This is a genomic window from Variovorax flavidus, assembly GCF_030317145.1.
In the GTDB taxonomy this organism is placed as follows: Bacteria; Pseudomonadota; Gammaproteobacteria; order Burkholderiales; family Burkholderiaceae_C; genus Variovorax; species Variovorax flavidus.
In genome coordinates, this window is the sequence record NZ_JASZYE010000010.1 from 12,023 (window position 1) to 26,563 (window position 14,541).

The 14,541-nt window shown below is 69.0% G+C and carries 14 protein-coding genes; 7 read left to right on the top strand and 7 right to left on the bottom strand.

The features are described 5' to 3' along the window. Positions 1 to 11: 11 nt before the first annotated feature. Positions 12 to 3,185, bottom strand: a complete 3,174-nt coding sequence (locus QTH90_RS27575; protein WP_286667775.1) for an autotransporter outer membrane beta-barrel domain-containing protein — start codon at positions 3,183 to 3,185, stop codon at positions 12 to 14. 219 nt (positions 3,186 to 3,404) lie between these two features. Between QTH90_RS27575 and QTH90_RS27580 the strand changes: the two genes are divergently transcribed. Next, positions 3,405 to 4,079, top strand: a complete 675-nt coding sequence (locus QTH90_RS27580; RefSeq protein ID WP_286667776.1) for a histidine phosphatase family protein — start codon at positions 3,405 to 3,407, stop codon at positions 4,077 to 4,079. Here QTH90_RS27580 and cutA read toward each other — a convergent pair. From cutA to QTH90_RS27595, 3 genes are all read right to left on the bottom strand, one after another. Next, entirely contained in the window at positions 4,070 to 4,402 is a 333-nt protein-coding gene (gene cutA, locus QTH90_RS27585; protein ID WP_286667777.1) for a divalent-cation tolerance protein CutA, read from the bottom strand. The genes QTH90_RS27580 and cutA overlap by 10 nt on opposite strands. Before the next feature lie 118 nt (positions 4,403 to 4,520). Continuing rightward, positions 4,521 to 4,862, bottom strand: a complete 342-nt coding sequence (locus QTH90_RS27590) for a hypothetical protein (RefSeq protein ID WP_286667778.1) — start codon at positions 4,860 to 4,862, stop codon at positions 4,521 to 4,523. A 21-nt stretch (positions 4,863 to 4,883) separates the two neighbouring features. After that, positions 4,884 to 5,129 carry a GlsB/YeaQ/YmgE family stress response membrane protein gene (locus QTH90_RS27595; protein ID WP_286667779.1) on the bottom strand — a complete coding sequence of 82 codons (246 nt, stop codon included), beginning with the start codon at positions 5,127 to 5,129 and terminating at the stop codon, positions 4,884 to 4,886. Between the two features lie 120 nt (positions 5,130 to 5,249). On the opposite strand from QTH90_RS27595, the gene QTH90_RS27600 reads away from it, so the two are divergent. Further along, positions 5,250 to 5,879, top strand: a complete 630-nt coding sequence (locus QTH90_RS27600) for a YbhB/YbcL family Raf kinase inhibitor-like protein (RefSeq protein WP_286667780.1) — start codon at positions 5,250 to 5,252, stop codon at positions 5,877 to 5,879. Between the two features lie 12 nt (positions 5,880 to 5,891). Here the strand turns inward: QTH90_RS27600 and QTH90_RS27605 are convergent, their stop codons facing one another. Further along, positions 5,892 to 6,710, bottom strand: coding sequence for a creatininase family protein (locus QTH90_RS27605; RefSeq protein ID WP_286667781.1), 819 nt, complete (start codon positions 6,708 to 6,710; stop codon positions 5,892 to 5,894). A 27-nt stretch (positions 6,711 to 6,737) separates the two neighbouring features. Continuing rightward, positions 6,738 to 7,643, bottom strand: coding sequence for a LysR family transcriptional regulator (locus QTH90_RS27610; RefSeq protein ID WP_286667782.1), 906 nt, complete (start codon positions 7,641 to 7,643; stop codon positions 6,738 to 6,740). An 86-nt stretch (positions 7,644 to 7,729) separates the two neighbouring features. On the opposite strand from QTH90_RS27610, the gene QTH90_RS27615 reads away from it, so the two are divergent. After that, complete coding sequence (locus tag QTH90_RS27615; RefSeq protein WP_286667783.1) at positions 7,730 to 8,740, top strand: zinc-binding alcohol dehydrogenase family protein; 1,011 nt, start codon at positions 7,730 to 7,732, stop codon at positions 8,738 to 8,740. A 7-nt stretch (positions 8,741 to 8,747) separates the two neighbouring features. Here the strand turns inward: QTH90_RS27615 and QTH90_RS27620 are convergent, their stop codons facing one another. Beyond that, entirely contained in the window at positions 8,748 to 10,100 is a 1,353-nt protein-coding gene (locus QTH90_RS27620) for a PQQ-dependent sugar dehydrogenase (protein ID WP_286667784.1), read from the bottom strand. Between the two features lie 140 nt (positions 10,101 to 10,240). On the opposite strand from QTH90_RS27620, the gene QTH90_RS27625 reads away from it, so the two are divergent. The 4 genes from QTH90_RS27625 to QTH90_RS27640 all read left to right on the top strand — a co-directional run bounded on the left by QTH90_RS27625 (position 10,241) and on the right by QTH90_RS27640 (position 14,532). Continuing rightward, positions 10,241 to 10,993, top strand: a complete 753-nt coding sequence (locus QTH90_RS27625) for an alanyl-tRNA editing protein (protein WP_286667785.1) — start codon at positions 10,241 to 10,243, stop codon at positions 10,991 to 10,993. 46 nt (positions 10,994 to 11,039) lie between these two features. Then, complete coding sequence (locus QTH90_RS27630; RefSeq protein WP_444814774.1) at positions 11,040 to 13,223, top strand: protein-disulfide reductase DsbD family protein; 2,184 nt, start codon at positions 11,040 to 11,042, stop codon at positions 13,221 to 13,223. Positions 13,224 to 13,326: 103 nt separating this feature from the next. Continuing rightward, positions 13,327 to 14,019: a thioredoxin family protein gene (locus QTH90_RS27635; RefSeq protein ID WP_286667786.1), complete on the top strand. Its 693-nt coding sequence runs from the start codon at positions 13,327 to 13,329 to the stop codon at positions 14,017 to 14,019. A gap of 75 nt (positions 14,020 to 14,094) precedes the next feature. Next, on the top strand, positions 14,095 to 14,532 hold the full coding sequence (locus QTH90_RS27640) for a CoA-binding protein (protein ID WP_286667787.1): 438 nt from the start codon (positions 14,095 to 14,097) through the stop codon (positions 14,530 to 14,532). The last annotated feature ends 9 nt before the right edge of the window (positions 14,533 to 14,541 follow it).

Here is a 14,541-nt window from a genome sequence, read left to right on the forward strand (position 1 = left end):
GCCAGGAAGGCTCACCACCGAACGCGCATGCCGACCGCACCCTGCACCGAGGCCTTCACCTCCGTGTCGCCGCTGGTGCTGAACAGCCTGCCGATTTCGCCGTAGACGCTCACGGTCCGCGAGAGCGCCAGGGTGAAGCCGCCCGCCAGTTCCATCGAGGTGTAGCTGGCCGCACTCGCGATGTCGGTGAACGCAGCGGGCCCGATGAAGCGCGCGATGGTGTTGCCGCCGGTGCCATGGATCACGGCGACGCGACCATAGGGCTGCAGGCGCCCGGCCGAGGTCGCGAAGTCGCCCTTCACGCGGACGCCGAGGCCGCCCGTCCAGCTGTCCAGGCTGTCCTGCTGCACGAGTGCGCCCTGGATCACCATGTCGTCGAGGCTTGCGTGGCTGTAGATCAGTTGCGCCTGTGGCTCCAGGGTCCAGCCGTTGCCGAGCGCGAACGCCTGTCCGACCTCCAACGCGGCCAGCAGGCTGTTGCCCTTGCCGGAGGCTTCGAAGCCGCCGAGCGGCTGGATCGTGTAGCGCTGCGATCCGTACTGGAGCACGGTGTCCGCATAGAAGCCGGTGGTGTTGGCGTAGGTGGCATAGGCGCCGAAGTAGCGGGAGCGCGTGTCGGTGCTTCCGACGGCGCGCCACAGGCCGCTGGCCAGGCCGCTGACGTCGGAATTGCCGTCGAGCGTGCCGACATAGACGCCGGCGCGCCAGTCGCCGAGCGCTGACACGTAGAGGTCGGTGCCCGCCTGCACGCCGCTGACATGGCCCTGGGTGGACGGGTTCACGGTCCCGTCCTGACGGATGTCGACGTCGCTGTACACACCCCGCGCCCAGGCATGGCGATCGGTGGTGAGCGCGCCTGCGACCGGCGTCAGGCTCGCGACTGCCGGCGCGCTGGCGTCATCGTCGCCGAGGCGGGCATGCATGTTGCCGAGCATCGCCATGTCGTTCTGGCGCAGTTGGGCGGGCACTGCCGCGAGCATGGGCACCTCGGCCCGATAGGCCGTCACGGGACGGGGTGCCGGTGCTGGCGCCAGCGGCGCCGACACGGCTGGCGCAGCGACCGACGGCGATGCGGTTGCCGGTGCGGGTGCCGGTGGCGCTGGGGGGGCCGGTGGCGCCGGGGGCGCGGGCGGCGCCGGGGGCGCGGGCGGGGCCGGAGGCGCGGGCGGAGCCGGCGGCGGTGGTGGCGGCGGCGGCGGTGGCGGAGGTGGCGGCGGAGGTGGCGGCGGAATCACCTGCGAGCGCAGATACCAGTTCTCGCCCGCACCTGTCGCGTCGGCCGCGAACAGCCGGTATTCGAAAGCGCCTGCGTCCACATGGCCCCCGCTCAGCGCGAAGGCGTTGCGCGTCGTCTGCGCGGTCGTGGTGGCGCCGTTGATGGCGGAGATCACCTCGATCCCGTTGCCGCTCGTCAGGCCACCGAGGCCGCCGATGTTGGTGATCTGGACATTGGTGTTCCCGGTCGCCGAACCGCCGTCGAGGATCAAGCGGTCGGACGGTCCTGCGGCGTCGAGCCTGGAGGCCAGGCGCAGCGTCCCGTTGTTCCCGACATAGGCGCCGGTCACGCGCAGTTCCGTGCCGGGTGCCGCGCCCACGAGGGAGACCGTGCCGCTGTTCGACAGGGAGGCGACGGTCTGGTTGTGGCCGGCGAGATCCAGCGTGGCGCCTGCCGCCACGACATGCCCCGAGCTCGCACTCAGGACGTCCGCCGCCCCGGCGCGCAACGTGCCCGCGTTGACGGTCGTGAGGCCGGTGTACGTGTTGGCGCCGCCGAGCGTCAGGATGCCGGTGCCGATCTTGGTCAGCGAACCGCCAGTGGCGATCACCGCGTAGTTGTACGGAATGTCGGGTGCCGTCGGGTCGAGGGGACGGTTGGCGGGATAGTTGGCAGGCCCCTCATCGGAGATCACGCCGTTGATCACGTCGTTTCGGTTCAGGGCGCCGACGGTCAGGTTCTTCGAACCCAGCGTCACATTGCCTTCCCCGGACAGCGAACCGACCGACACGGAGGTGTCCACGTCGTGGAGGTAGACCCGGCCGCCCGCGCCGTTCTCGATCCTCGCCCCGCTCAGGTCGGGCACGTTCGCCATGTAGACCTGGCCGGCGTTGTTGGTCACCACCGTGTTGCCGCCGCGGCTGTCGACGTTGAAGTAGACGCGGCCCTGGTTGTTCAGGATCGTCGAGTCGGCGGCTGTCGCCTGCCGCCCGAAGATCAGGTATGAGCCCGCACCATTGAGTTCCAGCGTCGAGTTGCCGGCACTGGACCCATTGCCGAGCACGTCGGTATTGAACTGGATGCCGCTGTTCGTCCCGGCATAGTCCGTGCTGGTCTTCACGGTGATCCTGAGGGCTCCCGCGCTCGCGCCGAGGAACTCCAGCTGCGCGTTCGTGTAGATCTCGACCGGGCCCGTGCCCAGCGAACCCGTGGTCCCCGTGGAGACGCTCATGCGGCCGTTTGTCTGGCCCTCGATGCGGGTGCCCCCCTGGTAGTTGTTGCCCGCGTTGTCGATGCGCAGCCGCTGGTCTTCGGCGTTGCTCGTGCCGGTATTGACGAGCCTGAGCGCTCCTGCACCGGAGATCACGCCGTTCAACGCGTTGGACGCGGAATCCTTGACGTCGATCGTGCCGCCACCCACGCCGAGCGTGATGGCGCGGTCGGTGATGAAGGGCGGGGGTGCAGGGGGCGGCGGGCTCGGAGGCGAGGGGCTGGGGAGCGGGGTGCCGATCCGCAGCGTGCCGCCGTCGAGCGTGATCGACCCGAGCGGTGCCACGGCCGAGTCGGTATTTCCCAGATTGGCGTCGGTGCGGACCTGCAAGGTGCCGGCGTTGATCGTGGTCGCGCCCTGGTAGCTGTTGGGTGCGCTCAGCACGAGCGTGCCGGCTCCGGTCTTGGTGATGCCGCCCGCCCCGCTGATCTCGCCCGACTGGGTCGCAACGGCCGTGGCGCCGCCGAGGCTGTTGAGCGCTGCCGAAGGCGTGGTGACGACGAGGGGCGCCGTATCGTCGGCGCCGTCGGCGTAGTCGCGCGTCTGTGCCGCGCTGTGGCCGGCGAGCGCGCCCAGCCCGAGCACCAGCGTCGTCGCCACGAGGCCGCCCGAGCGCTTGCCCCGCGTGGCCGTGATCTCCGAGACGGCCACCCACGCATTCAGTGCGTGGTTCCAGACGCTGCGATATGACTTGTTCATGCTCCTGCGGTCCTTTTCCGGGGCTGGATGCCGGCTGTGCGCTGTGCGCAACACTTGCCGTCAACTAAAGTGTTCATTTTTACATATTGAGAACTTTCTAGTGCATACACTTACACTTCTGTTGCCTAGGCCTTACGGAGTAGGTGTTGCTACGAAATCGATAGCGCGCGTCGCCGCCGCGACGGCTGCAGGCCCGGGCCGTTGGCAGAATCCCCGCGCATGGGAACCCTCTACCTCGTGCGCCACGGTCAAGCCAGCTTCGGCGCGGCCGACTACGACAACCTCAGTGAACTGGGCCGCAAGCAGTCCGTGCGGCTCGGCGAGTACTGGCGCGAGCGCGGGATGAAGTTCGACGCGGTCATCACCGGCACCTTGAAGCGCCACCGGCAGACCTGGGAAGGGATCGCGGAAGGGCTCGGCCTGCAGCGCGACGACGTCCTGCCGTGGCCCGGCCTCAACGAATACGACAGCGAGGCGGTGATCGCGACGATCCACCCCGAAAAGCTGCAGAAGCCCGACACGCCGGAGATGTACCGCCATCACTTCCGGCTGCTGCGCGACGGCCTCGGCGCCTGGATGCAGGGCCGCACGGAGCCCCGGGGCATGCCCAGCTACGTCGATTTCCTGGCCGGCGTTACAACCGCGCTGGACCACGTGCGCGACAAGCACCACGGCGCGAAGGTGCTGGTGGTGTCGAGCGGCGGACCGATCAGCACCGCGGTCGGACACGTGCTGGGCACCAGCCCCGAAACCACGATCGAACTGAACCTGCGCATCCGGAACACCTCGGTCACGGAATTCGCGTTCACGCCCAAGCGCCACATGCTGGTGACCTACAACACGCTGCCGCACCTCGACGGGCCGGCCTACGAGGGCTGGGTCACCTATTCCTGAGCGGGCGGGGCACTGCCCGCTGCGAGCCAGTGCAGGTAGTCGGACGAGCCGGACGTGATGGGCACCTGCACGATCTCCGGCGTCTGGTAGCTGTGCCGCTCGCGGATGAAGGCTTCGAGCGCCGCATAGCGTGCGGCGAGCGTCTTGATGTGAAGCACCCACTCGGGCTCACGGTGCAGTTCGCCCTGCCAGACGTACAGGCTGCGCACGCGCTGAATCTGCACGCAGGCAGCAAGCTGCGCCTCCACGATGGCCGCCGCCAGCTCCTCGGCCTCATCCTCCGTGCCGATGCTGGTCATCACGATGCAAGCAGTTTGTTCCATGTGCGTCTCCATTGCCTTCCAGAAATACCGCGGAACCGGCTCGGCCGGTCCGCAGGTATTGCCCCCTGCAAGGGGGTAGGCGGCCACACGAAGTGGGCAAGCCTGGGGGTGTGCCCGCCTACGCTTGCCAGACGCCGTAGCCGGCCTCGCGCAGCGCGATGCCCAGTTCGACTTCCATGTCCCGCGCAGCCTCGTACGGCATCGGGTTGTACATCGCATAGAGCGCCGGCAACAGGCGAACACCGTAGTCGCGCACAAAGCTGTTGGCCTGGATGCCGGCCTTGTGCTTGTCGAAGCGCACGTCGGGGTCCAGTCCGGTCATGCCCACGTAGACGAAGGGCATCCCCAGCCGGTAGTCAGGATTGGCCCGCCGGAAGCGCGCGACGTTCCAGACGCGGTCGTCCAGCTCCACCACGTAGACGTAGTGATGGTGACGACTGCGCGTCTTGCGGACCGGCATGCGGCACGCTGCCCACCGGCCTCACTTGCGCTTGATCATCCCGTAGATGAAGAGCAGCACGACCGCGCCGACCACCGACGCGATGAATCCCGCGCCCTGGCCCGCGGTGTACCAGCCCATGGCCTGCCCCACGTAGGTCGCGATGAGCGAACCGGCAATGCCGATCAGCGTGGTCACGATGAAGCCGGCCGAGTCATCGCCGGGTTTGATGGCGCGCGCCACGAGGCCCGCGACGAAACCGATCAGAATGGTCCAGACGATGCTCATGGGATCCCTTTGTATTGGTTGTGATGCGCGATTTTCATGATAGCGGAGCCCCGCCAGCGCGGCGATCGCTCTTGCTTCCGTCCTACACACATCCGAAGGCGCCCACGCTATACCTGCGGCATGCTCGAAAAGCTCCCTGACGCCATCGGCCACGCACTGCACGACGTGCGTGCGGGCCTGGACGAAATCGCATTCAACACGCTCGGCCTGCGCCAAGGCATGGCCTCCATCACGGTGGCCAGCCTGGCATTCGCCGATCACGCGCCGATTCCGCAGCGCTACACCGCCGACGGCGAAGGCCTGTCGCCACCCGTGCAATGGATCGGCGTGCCGGCCGGCGCGGCTTCGCTGGTGCTGATGGTGGAGGATGCCGATTCGCCGACGCCGCACCCGATGGTGCACGCGATCGCCGTCGATCTGCCCGCGGCCGACGGCAGCCTGCAGGAAGCGGCGTTTCCGAGCGCCGACCACGAGGGCATCGGCATCCACGCGGGCCGCAATTCCTTTCTGCAGGCGGCGTGGATGCCGCCCGATCCGCCGCCGGGCCACGGCGTGCACCGCTACGCATTCCAGGTCTTCGCGCTCGGCGCGGCGCACGAGTTCTCGGCGACGCCGGGCCGCGACGAGGTGTTCGATGCGCTGAAGACGCATGCCATCGCGAGCGGCTTGCTGATCGGCACCTGCGAACGGCCGGACGGCTCGATCAGGATCGAGGAAACCGCACCTTCGGGGCCGCTGATCGCGGGCTGAGCCGCGCGGCCGTCAGCGCAAGGGCTGCGTGTGTGCCGTGCTCAGCGGCAGCCGGGAGACTTCGGCGAGCAGGGCCGCCAGTTGCGTGGCCGCGGCATCGACCAGCGCACGCCCCTTGTCCGCCGTTGCGGCAGCGGCGTTGCCTGCGGCGCCGTCGGGGTTGTAGTCCTCCATCGCCCAGCCGAGCTTGGCGCTGCGGCCGTTGCCGAGGATGGCGTAGTCGGCCGCACGCTGGCGCGAGGTGGAGCCGAAGTCGCGTGCGGCATCCATCGCCACGCGGTCCGGCGCCAGCGCCAGCATCATCGAGGTTTCCATGTCGCCCGCATGCACGCCGAAGCGATGCTCGTCGGCGCTGAACTGCGCGCCCGCATCGCCGAGCGGCAGGTTGAACCAGCTCACGCTGTAGACGATCAGGCCGTGCGCCGCGCGCAGTTCGCGCGCGACGATGTCCATTGCGCCGGTGTGCCCGCCGTGCGCGTTGAAGAGCACCAGCTTGCGCACGCCCGAGCGCGCCACGCCGGCGCCGATCTCGCTCCAGAGGCGGATCAAGGTCTCGGACGAGAGCGTCAGGGTGCCGGGAAAGCGCGCGTGTTCCGGGCTCAGGCCGATCTGCTGCGTGGGCAGGAACAGCACCGGCAAATCAGCCGCCAGCAACGGCAGCGCGGCCGTCACGATGCCGTCGGCCAGGGTCGAGTCCACGTTGAGCGGCAGATGCGGCCCATGCTGCTCGGTGGCGCCCAGCGGCAGCACCGCGACCGTCGTCGCCGGATCGAGCGCGCCGAAATCGCGCGTCGTGAGTTGGGACCAGAAGCGGCTGGCAGGGGCTGTCATGCGGCGATCTTAGTGGTCCCGCGCCGATCACGGCGCAGGCAGGGCTGCGAACTTGAGCGCCAGGAAGTCGACCAGCGCACGCACGCGCGCCGGCACGAAGCGGCCACTCGGCAGGAGCGCATGCAGCGGATAGGGCTCGGTGTCCCATCCGGGCAGCAACCGGACCAGCGCGCCGGACGCCTCGTCCTGGCGCACGTCGAGCGCGGACTTGAGCGTGATGCCCCGCCCCGCCACCGCCCATTCGCGCGCCAGCGAAGCGTCGTCGACGACACGATCGCCGTCCACCCGCACCTCTGTCCAATGACCGTCGCGCGCAAAGCGCCACAGCCGCTGGCGCCGGCCGGCGCGGTGGAAGGTCAGGCAGTTGTGCTGCAGCAGGTCTTGCGGCACCTGCGGTGCCGGGTGGCGGCGCAGGTAGTCCGGCGATGCGCAGAGCACCGGCCGCGAATCGGCGAGCCGCCGCGCCACCAGGCGCGAATCCGCGAGCGCGCCGAACCGCAGCGCGACGTCGACCTCGTCGCGCATGACGTCGAGCGGCCGGTCGCCTACGGAGAGGGCGAGTTGCAAGCCGGGATGCGTGTCGAGGAACTCGTCGAACCAAGGCAGGAGCGTGCTGCGCGTGAGATCGGACGGCGCGGCGACACGCAGGGTGCCGACCAGCGCACCCCGATCGGCCGCAACCAGCGATTCGCCTTCGGCCAGCAGTTCGAAGGCGCGCGTGGCGTAGTCGAGCAACGTCTGCCCCTGCGGTGTCAGCCGCATGGCGCGGGTCGATCGCTCGAAGAGACGCGCGCCGAGTTGCGCCTCGAGCCGCTTGAGCGTGGCGCTGGCCGCGGCCGGCGTGATGCCGAGCGCGCGCGCGGCGGCCGTGAGCGTGCCGCTGCGCGCGGTGTGAACCAGCACGTTCAGGTCGGTCAGATTTTCAATCTTCATTTGAAAGTGAAGCTATTCGATGGCATCTTATCAAACAGGGATTGCGCGCCTACAGTCATCCCATCGTTTCCACTGAAGGGTCTCCCATGAAAGCCGTCGGCTACCACCAAGCACTCCCCATCGACAACCCCGCCTCGCTGGAGGATCTCGATCTGCCAGTTCCCCAGCCGCAGGCCCGCGATCTCCTCGTGCGGGTGAAGGCGATCTCGGTGAACCCGGTCGACACCAAGGTGCGCAAGAACGCCGCCCCGGAGGCAGGACAGGCGAAGGTGCTGGGCTGGGATGCCGTCGGCACCGTCGAGGCGGTCGGTCCGGCGGTGAAGAACTTCAAGCCGGGCGACCGCGTGTACTACGCCGGCTCGATCACACGGCCCGGCGCCAACAGCGAACTGCACGTGGTCGACGAGCGAATTGCCGCCGTCGCGCCCCGGAGCCTCGACGACGCGCAGGCTGCGGCATTGCCGCTCACCACGATCACGGCGTACGAGTTGCTGTTCGATCGCCTGCGCGTGCCGAAGGGCGGCGGCGCAGGCCAGACCCTGCTGATCACCGGCGGCGCCGGCGGGGTCGGCTCCATCCTGATCCAGTTGGCGCGCCAGCTCACACAGCTGCGCGTGATCGCAACGGCATCACGGCCCGAGACGCGCGAATGGTGCCTCGCGCTGGGCGCTCACACTGTGATCGACCATTCGAAGCCGCTGGCCGCCGGGCTCAAGGCCGCGGGCATCGGCGAAGTCGACATGGTCGCGAGCCTCACGCAGACCCAGCAGCACTACGCGCAGATCATCGAAAGCGTGAAGCCCCAAGGCCAGATCGCGGTGATCGACGACATGCCCGTGCTGGACGTGATGCCGCTCAAGACCAAGTGCATCTCGCTGCACTGGGAAATGATGTTCACGCGTTCGCGCTTCGAAACGCCGGACATGGCGCGCCAGGGCGAACTGCTGGCCGAAGTGGCGGAACTGGTCGACGCCGGCCGCATCCGCACGACCGCCAACGCCAGCTTCGGCACGATCAACGCGGCGAACCTGCGCAAGGCCCACGCGCTCATCGAAAGCGGCAAGGCGCAAGGCAAGGTCGTCCTCGAAGGGTTCTGAAGCGGGGCTACCTTCTCTTGACGCGCCAGACGGAATTGCCGACATCGTCCGCCACCAGCAGGGCGCCGCTCTTGTCGAGCGCCACGCCGACCGGGCGGCCCTGCGCCTTCTCGTCGGCGTTGAGGAAGCCCGTGAGGAAGTCGACCGGCGGCCCGCTGGGCCGGCCGCCGATGAAGGGCACGAACACCACCTTGTAGCCCGACAGCGGCTTGCGGTTCCACGAGCCGTGCTGGCCGACGAAGACGCCGCTGGCGAATTCGGCCGGCATGCCCCGGGCGTTGGAGAAGGCCATGCCCAGCGGCGCCACGTGGGAGCCCAGCGCGTAGTCGGGCACCACCGCCTTGGACACCATGTCCGGCCGCTGGGGATTCACGCGCGCATCGACATGGCCACCGTAGTAGCTCCACGGCCAGCCATAGAACGCGCCATCCTTCACCGAGGTCAGGTAGTCCGGCACGAGGTCGCTGCCGATCTCGTCGCGTTCGTTGACGACCGTCCAGAGCACGTTGGTGTCGGGCTCCCAGCCCATGCCGTTGGGGTTCCGGAGGCCGCTGGCGTAGAGCCTTTTTTCGCCGGAAGCGACATCGACTTCCCACACTGCCGCGCGGCCCTCTTCCGCCGGCAGCCCGTTCTCGCCGACATTGCTGTTGGAGCCGACCGTCACGTACAGCTTGGTGCCCTCGCGGTTGGCGATGACGTTCTTGGTCCAGTGGTGGTTGATGCCGGACGGCAGGTCGGTCACTTTGGTGGGCGTGGCCGTGATCGAAGTCTGGCCGGCTGCATAGGGCACCTTGACCAGCGCATCCGCATTGGCGATGAACAGCTCATTGCCGACGAGCACGACGCCGAAGGGCGAGTTCAGGTTCTGCATGAACACCTGGCGCACTTCGGCAACGCCGTCGCCGTCGGCATCGCGCAGCAGGGTGATGCGGTTGGGGCTCGGCACGCCGGCACCGGCGCGCTTCATGACGGAGCCCATCACCATCGAGCGGGCCCGCGCCACAAGGCCGTCGCCGCCGTCGTGGGCGCCTGCCGGCTTGGGCGGCTTGTTGCTTTCGACGACCAGCACGTCGCCGTTGGGCAGGACATACACCCACCGCGGATGGTCGAGGCCGCGCGCCAATGCCGTCACGGCGAAGCCCTCGGGCGCGGTCGGCCCTGCGGTATCGGTCCAGCCGACGGCGGGCGCGATGTTCACCGTGGGGATCATGGTCTTGTGGGGCGTCGGCAATTGCGGCGTGGGGCCGATGCCCGCCTCGGGCGGCAGCCGCGCAGTCTCCCCACAAGCGGACAGCAGCACGGCGGCGGTCAACGAAGCGAGCAACGACGCGCGGCTCGGGATGCGGATGGCGGGTCTCATGGTCCAAGGTCCTTCAGTGGCGGAGCGCGGAGGGATCGCGTCTCACAGGATGATCGGGTGGCAACGGATGCCAGCTGTCGGCTGTGGGCGCTTTCTGGCGTGGGCGCACCCCGGTGTGGCGCCGCCGCTACCATCGGGCGATGACCGACGACCTGTTCCGTTCCGACGCCTATCTGCGCGAGTGCGAGGCCCGCATCGTGCACATCCACGAAGACGGCATCGTGCTCGACCGCACCGTGTTCTACCCGCTGGGCGGCGGCCAGGCCGGGGATTGCGGCCGGCTGGTGCTCGCCGACGGGCGCGAGATCGCCATCGCCGACACCCGCAAGGCCAAGGATGCAGAGGGCAAGCCGACCGATGAGATCCTTCACGTCCCGGCGCCGGGGCAGGCCGACCTGCTCGGTGCGCTGAAGCCCGGCGACACCGTGGCGGCGCACATCGACTGGGAACGCCGCCACAAGCTGATGCGCTTTCACACGGCGACCCATCTGCTGTGCCATCTGGTGCCGCAGCCGGTCAATGGCTGCTCGATCACGCCGGAGTACGCACGGCTCGACTTCCACATGACCGACCCGCTGGACAAGGAAGCCCTCACCGCGGGCCTGATCCGCCTGGTGGAGGCGGGCCATCCGCTCACCGTGGGTGCCATCACCGATGCGGAACTCGACGCCAACCCCGCGCTGGTCAAGAGCATGAGCGTGCAGCCGCCGCGCGGCACGGGCACCGTGCGCACGATCCGCATCGGCAGCGACGCCGATTCGATCGATTTCCAGCCCTGCGGCGGCACACACGTGGCGAACACCCGCGAGATCGGCGCGGTCGTGGTGACCAAGATCGAGAAGAAGAGCGCCAACAGCCGCCGCGTGGTGCTCGGATGGACCCCCACGTCATGAGGGGACGCCGGAACTTCACCCGAACGGCCCGCTCCGACTGAACGGCATGGCACTTTTCTCCCCCCTTCGTCTCGCTGGCCTTCTGCTCGCCACGCTCGCGGCCTGCATGCCGGCCGCGGCGCAGTTGTCCTCCCGCATCGGGTCCGTGGTCACGACGCCGCACGTGCGGGCCGAACTGATGGCCCATGCGCCGGACGGCGTCTCCCCCGGCGCGCCGGTGTGGGTCGGCCTGCAGATCACGCACCAGCCCGAGTGGCACACCTATTGGAAGAACGCCGGGGACTCCGGCCTGCCAACCGAACTCGCGTGGTCGTTGCCGCCGGGCGTGTCGAGCGGCGACATCGCGTGGCCGGTGCCGCGGAAGATCCCGATCGGCAATCTGGCCAACTACGGCTTCGAGGGCACGGTGCTGCTGCCGGTGCCGCTCACCGTCGCGCCCGACTTCAAGCCCCCCACGTCGCTGACAGGCGCCGCCGAGCTCGATGTGCGGCTGAAAGCCTCCTGGCTGGTCTGCCGCAAGGAGTGCATCCCCGAGGAAGGCGAATTCCAGCTGAAGCTGCCGCTGCAGGGCTCGACCGCGCTGCACAAGGCCGAGTTCGACGCGGCCCTGGCCGCACAACCTGCCGCACTGCCGAAACCCGGCGAGATCGCCATCGCCGGCGACAAGCTGCAGATCCGGCTCGACGGCCTGCCCGCATCGGCGCGGGGCAAGACGCTGGAGTTCTTCCCCGAGACGCCCGAGGTGGTCCACACCGCCGCCGTGCTCGGCAAGGACTGGACGCAATCGTGGCAAGGCGACGCCTGGACCGCGACCGTGCCGCTGGCCGAGCAGCGCAGCGCCAGCCCCCCGGTGATGCCGGTGGTCGTCGCGCTGGCGGAGGCGGATCGGCAGGCCGGCCAGCCCATCGCCTGGCGCGCCGAGGCACCGGTGAGCGGCACATGGCCCACCGTGGCGGCAAGGGCGCAGGTGTCGCCGGCGCTGCAGGCCGCCCTCGAAGCCAATACCGCCGCGCCGCCGCCGAGCCAGCCCCGGGGCACCTTCATCGCCGCGTTGGTGGGCGCCCTGCTGGGCGGGCTGTTGCTGAACCTGATGCCCTGCGTGTTTCCGATCCTGGCGATCAAGGTGCTCAGCTTCACGCGGCATGCGGAGGACCGGCGCGGCCACCGCATGGCGTCGATGGCCTATGCGGGCGGCGTGATCCTTTCCTGCCTGGCGCTGGGCGGCGCGATGCTCGCGCTGCGCGCGGCGGGCGCGCAACTCGGCTGGGGCTTCCAGCTGCAGTCGCCGGCGGTGGTCGCCGTGCTGGCCGCCCTGTTCACGCTGATCGGCCTGAACCTGGCGGGCGTCTTCGAGTTCGGCAACGTGGCGCCGGCCGCGCTCTGCGGCGCGCAGGCACGGCATCCGGTGGCGAATGACTTCCTGTCGGGCGTGCTCGCCGTCGTCATCGCCTCGCCCTGCACCGCGCCGTTCATGGGCGCGTCGCTGGGATTCGCGATCGGGCTGCCTGCGGCGCAGGCACTGCTGATGTTCGCAGTGCTCGGCCTCGGGCTGGCGCTCCCTTATCTCGCAGCGGGGTTCGTTCCGGCCGTCGCCCGCCTGCTGCCCAGGCCCGGTGCCTGGATGAACACCCTGCGCCGCCTGCTGGCCTTCCCGATGTTCGCGACGGTCGCGTGGCTGGTCTGGGTGCTCGGCCAGCAAAGCGGCATCGACGGCGCCGGCGCTCTGCTGGGCCTGCTGGTGTGCCTGTCGGCCATCGTCTGGGCGCTGACCCTGCGCGGCCGCACCCGCTTCGTGGTGACCGGCCTGGCGCTCGCGACCACGGCGGCGCTGGCCGGCGCCATCGGCGGCAACGTGCTGCGGCCCGTGGAGCCCGTGGCGGCAGCGTCCGGCGAGCGCTGGCAACCCTGGTCGGCCGCACGCGCGAAGGAAATCGCGGCAGCCGGCCGGCCGGTGTTCGTGGACTTCACGGCCGCCTGGTGTGTAACTTGCCAATACAACAAGAGAAGCACGCTGGCGGACGAAGCAGTGCTGGCCGATTTCGATGCGAAGAACGTCGCGATGCTCCGCGCCGACTGGACGCGCAGGGACCCTGCGATCACCGCGGCCCTTGCGGAACTGGGCCGCAGCGGGGTTCCGGTCTACGTGCTGCAGGCGCCCGGCAAGGCGCCTGTCGTGCTGACGGAAATCCTCGGCAAGGACGAAGTGCGCGCGGCCCTCGCCGCCCTGTGACAATCATTGACCATGACACGGTACGGGTTGTCACAAGTAGATGAAGAAACCGTTCTAAGCTGCGGTGGTTATTGAGATTTATCCACTGGAGGTCAAGTCGACCATGTCTTCATCGTCATCTTCCGAGTCGCGTTCCTACCGTGCGGCGCGCAATGCCCGCGCCGCGCTCGACCGGGCGTCGCGCCGGGCGGTCATGACGGCCGCGGTGGCACTCGGTGCTACCTTCCTGATCAATTCCCAAGCCCTCGCCGCACCGGCCGTCGGCCAACCCGCGCCGGATTTCATCGGCGTCGACACCGCCGGCAAGCAGCATCGCCTCTCCGATTTCGCCGGCAAGTTCGTGGTGCTCGAATGGACCAATCCGGGCTGCCCCTTCGTGCGCAAGCACTACGGCAGCGGCAGCATGCCCGCGACCCAGAAGGCCGCGACGGCCAAGGGCGTGGTCTGGCTCGCCATCAATTCCACCGAGCGCGCCGCCAGCGACTACCTGAAACCCACGGCGCTCGACGCTTGGATGAAGGACCAGTCCGGCGCCCCGACAGCCGTGCTCATGGACGAGGACGGCGTCATCGGCCGGACCTACGGCGCGCGGACGACCCCGCACATCTTCATCGTCGACCCCAAGGGCACGCTGGTCTACGCAGGCGGCATCGACAGCATCCCCTCCTCGCGCCCCGAGGACATCAAGACCGCCACCAACTACGTCAACCAGGCGCTGGGCGAAGCCTTCGACGGCAAGGCGATCAGCGCCGCGGCCACCCGGCCCTACGGCTGCTCGATCAAGTACAAGACCTGAGCCTGTCGGCCGCCGGCCTACCCTCGTAGGACAGCGGTGGCTGGCGCTCCCCGACCATCACGGCACGATGGGCAGATGGACAAGAACGCCAACTCCAACGTTCACAACGTTCCCAATGCCGCCATCGCTCCGCTGCTGAAGCGGACAAGGACGATTGCCGTCGTCGGCCTGTCACCCAAGCCCCACCGCACCAGCCACGGGGTGGCCCAGTACATGAAGTCGGTCGGCTACCGCATCATTCCGGTCAATCCGAACGCCAGCGAAGTCTTCGGAGAGAAGGCCTACCCCTCGCTCACCGCAGCGGCCCAGGTCGAGAAGATCGAACTGGTCGACGTGTTCCGCAATGCCGAGGACGTGCCGCCCGTGATCGACGAGGCCATCGCCATCGGCGCCCCGGCCGTCTGGCTGCAGCTCGGCATCCGGCACGATGCCGCCGCCGCCAAGGCGCGCGCGGCCGGGCTGGAGGTGGTGCAGGACCGCTGCATCATGGTCGAGCACAACAAGCTCTTGTAGGAACGGAGA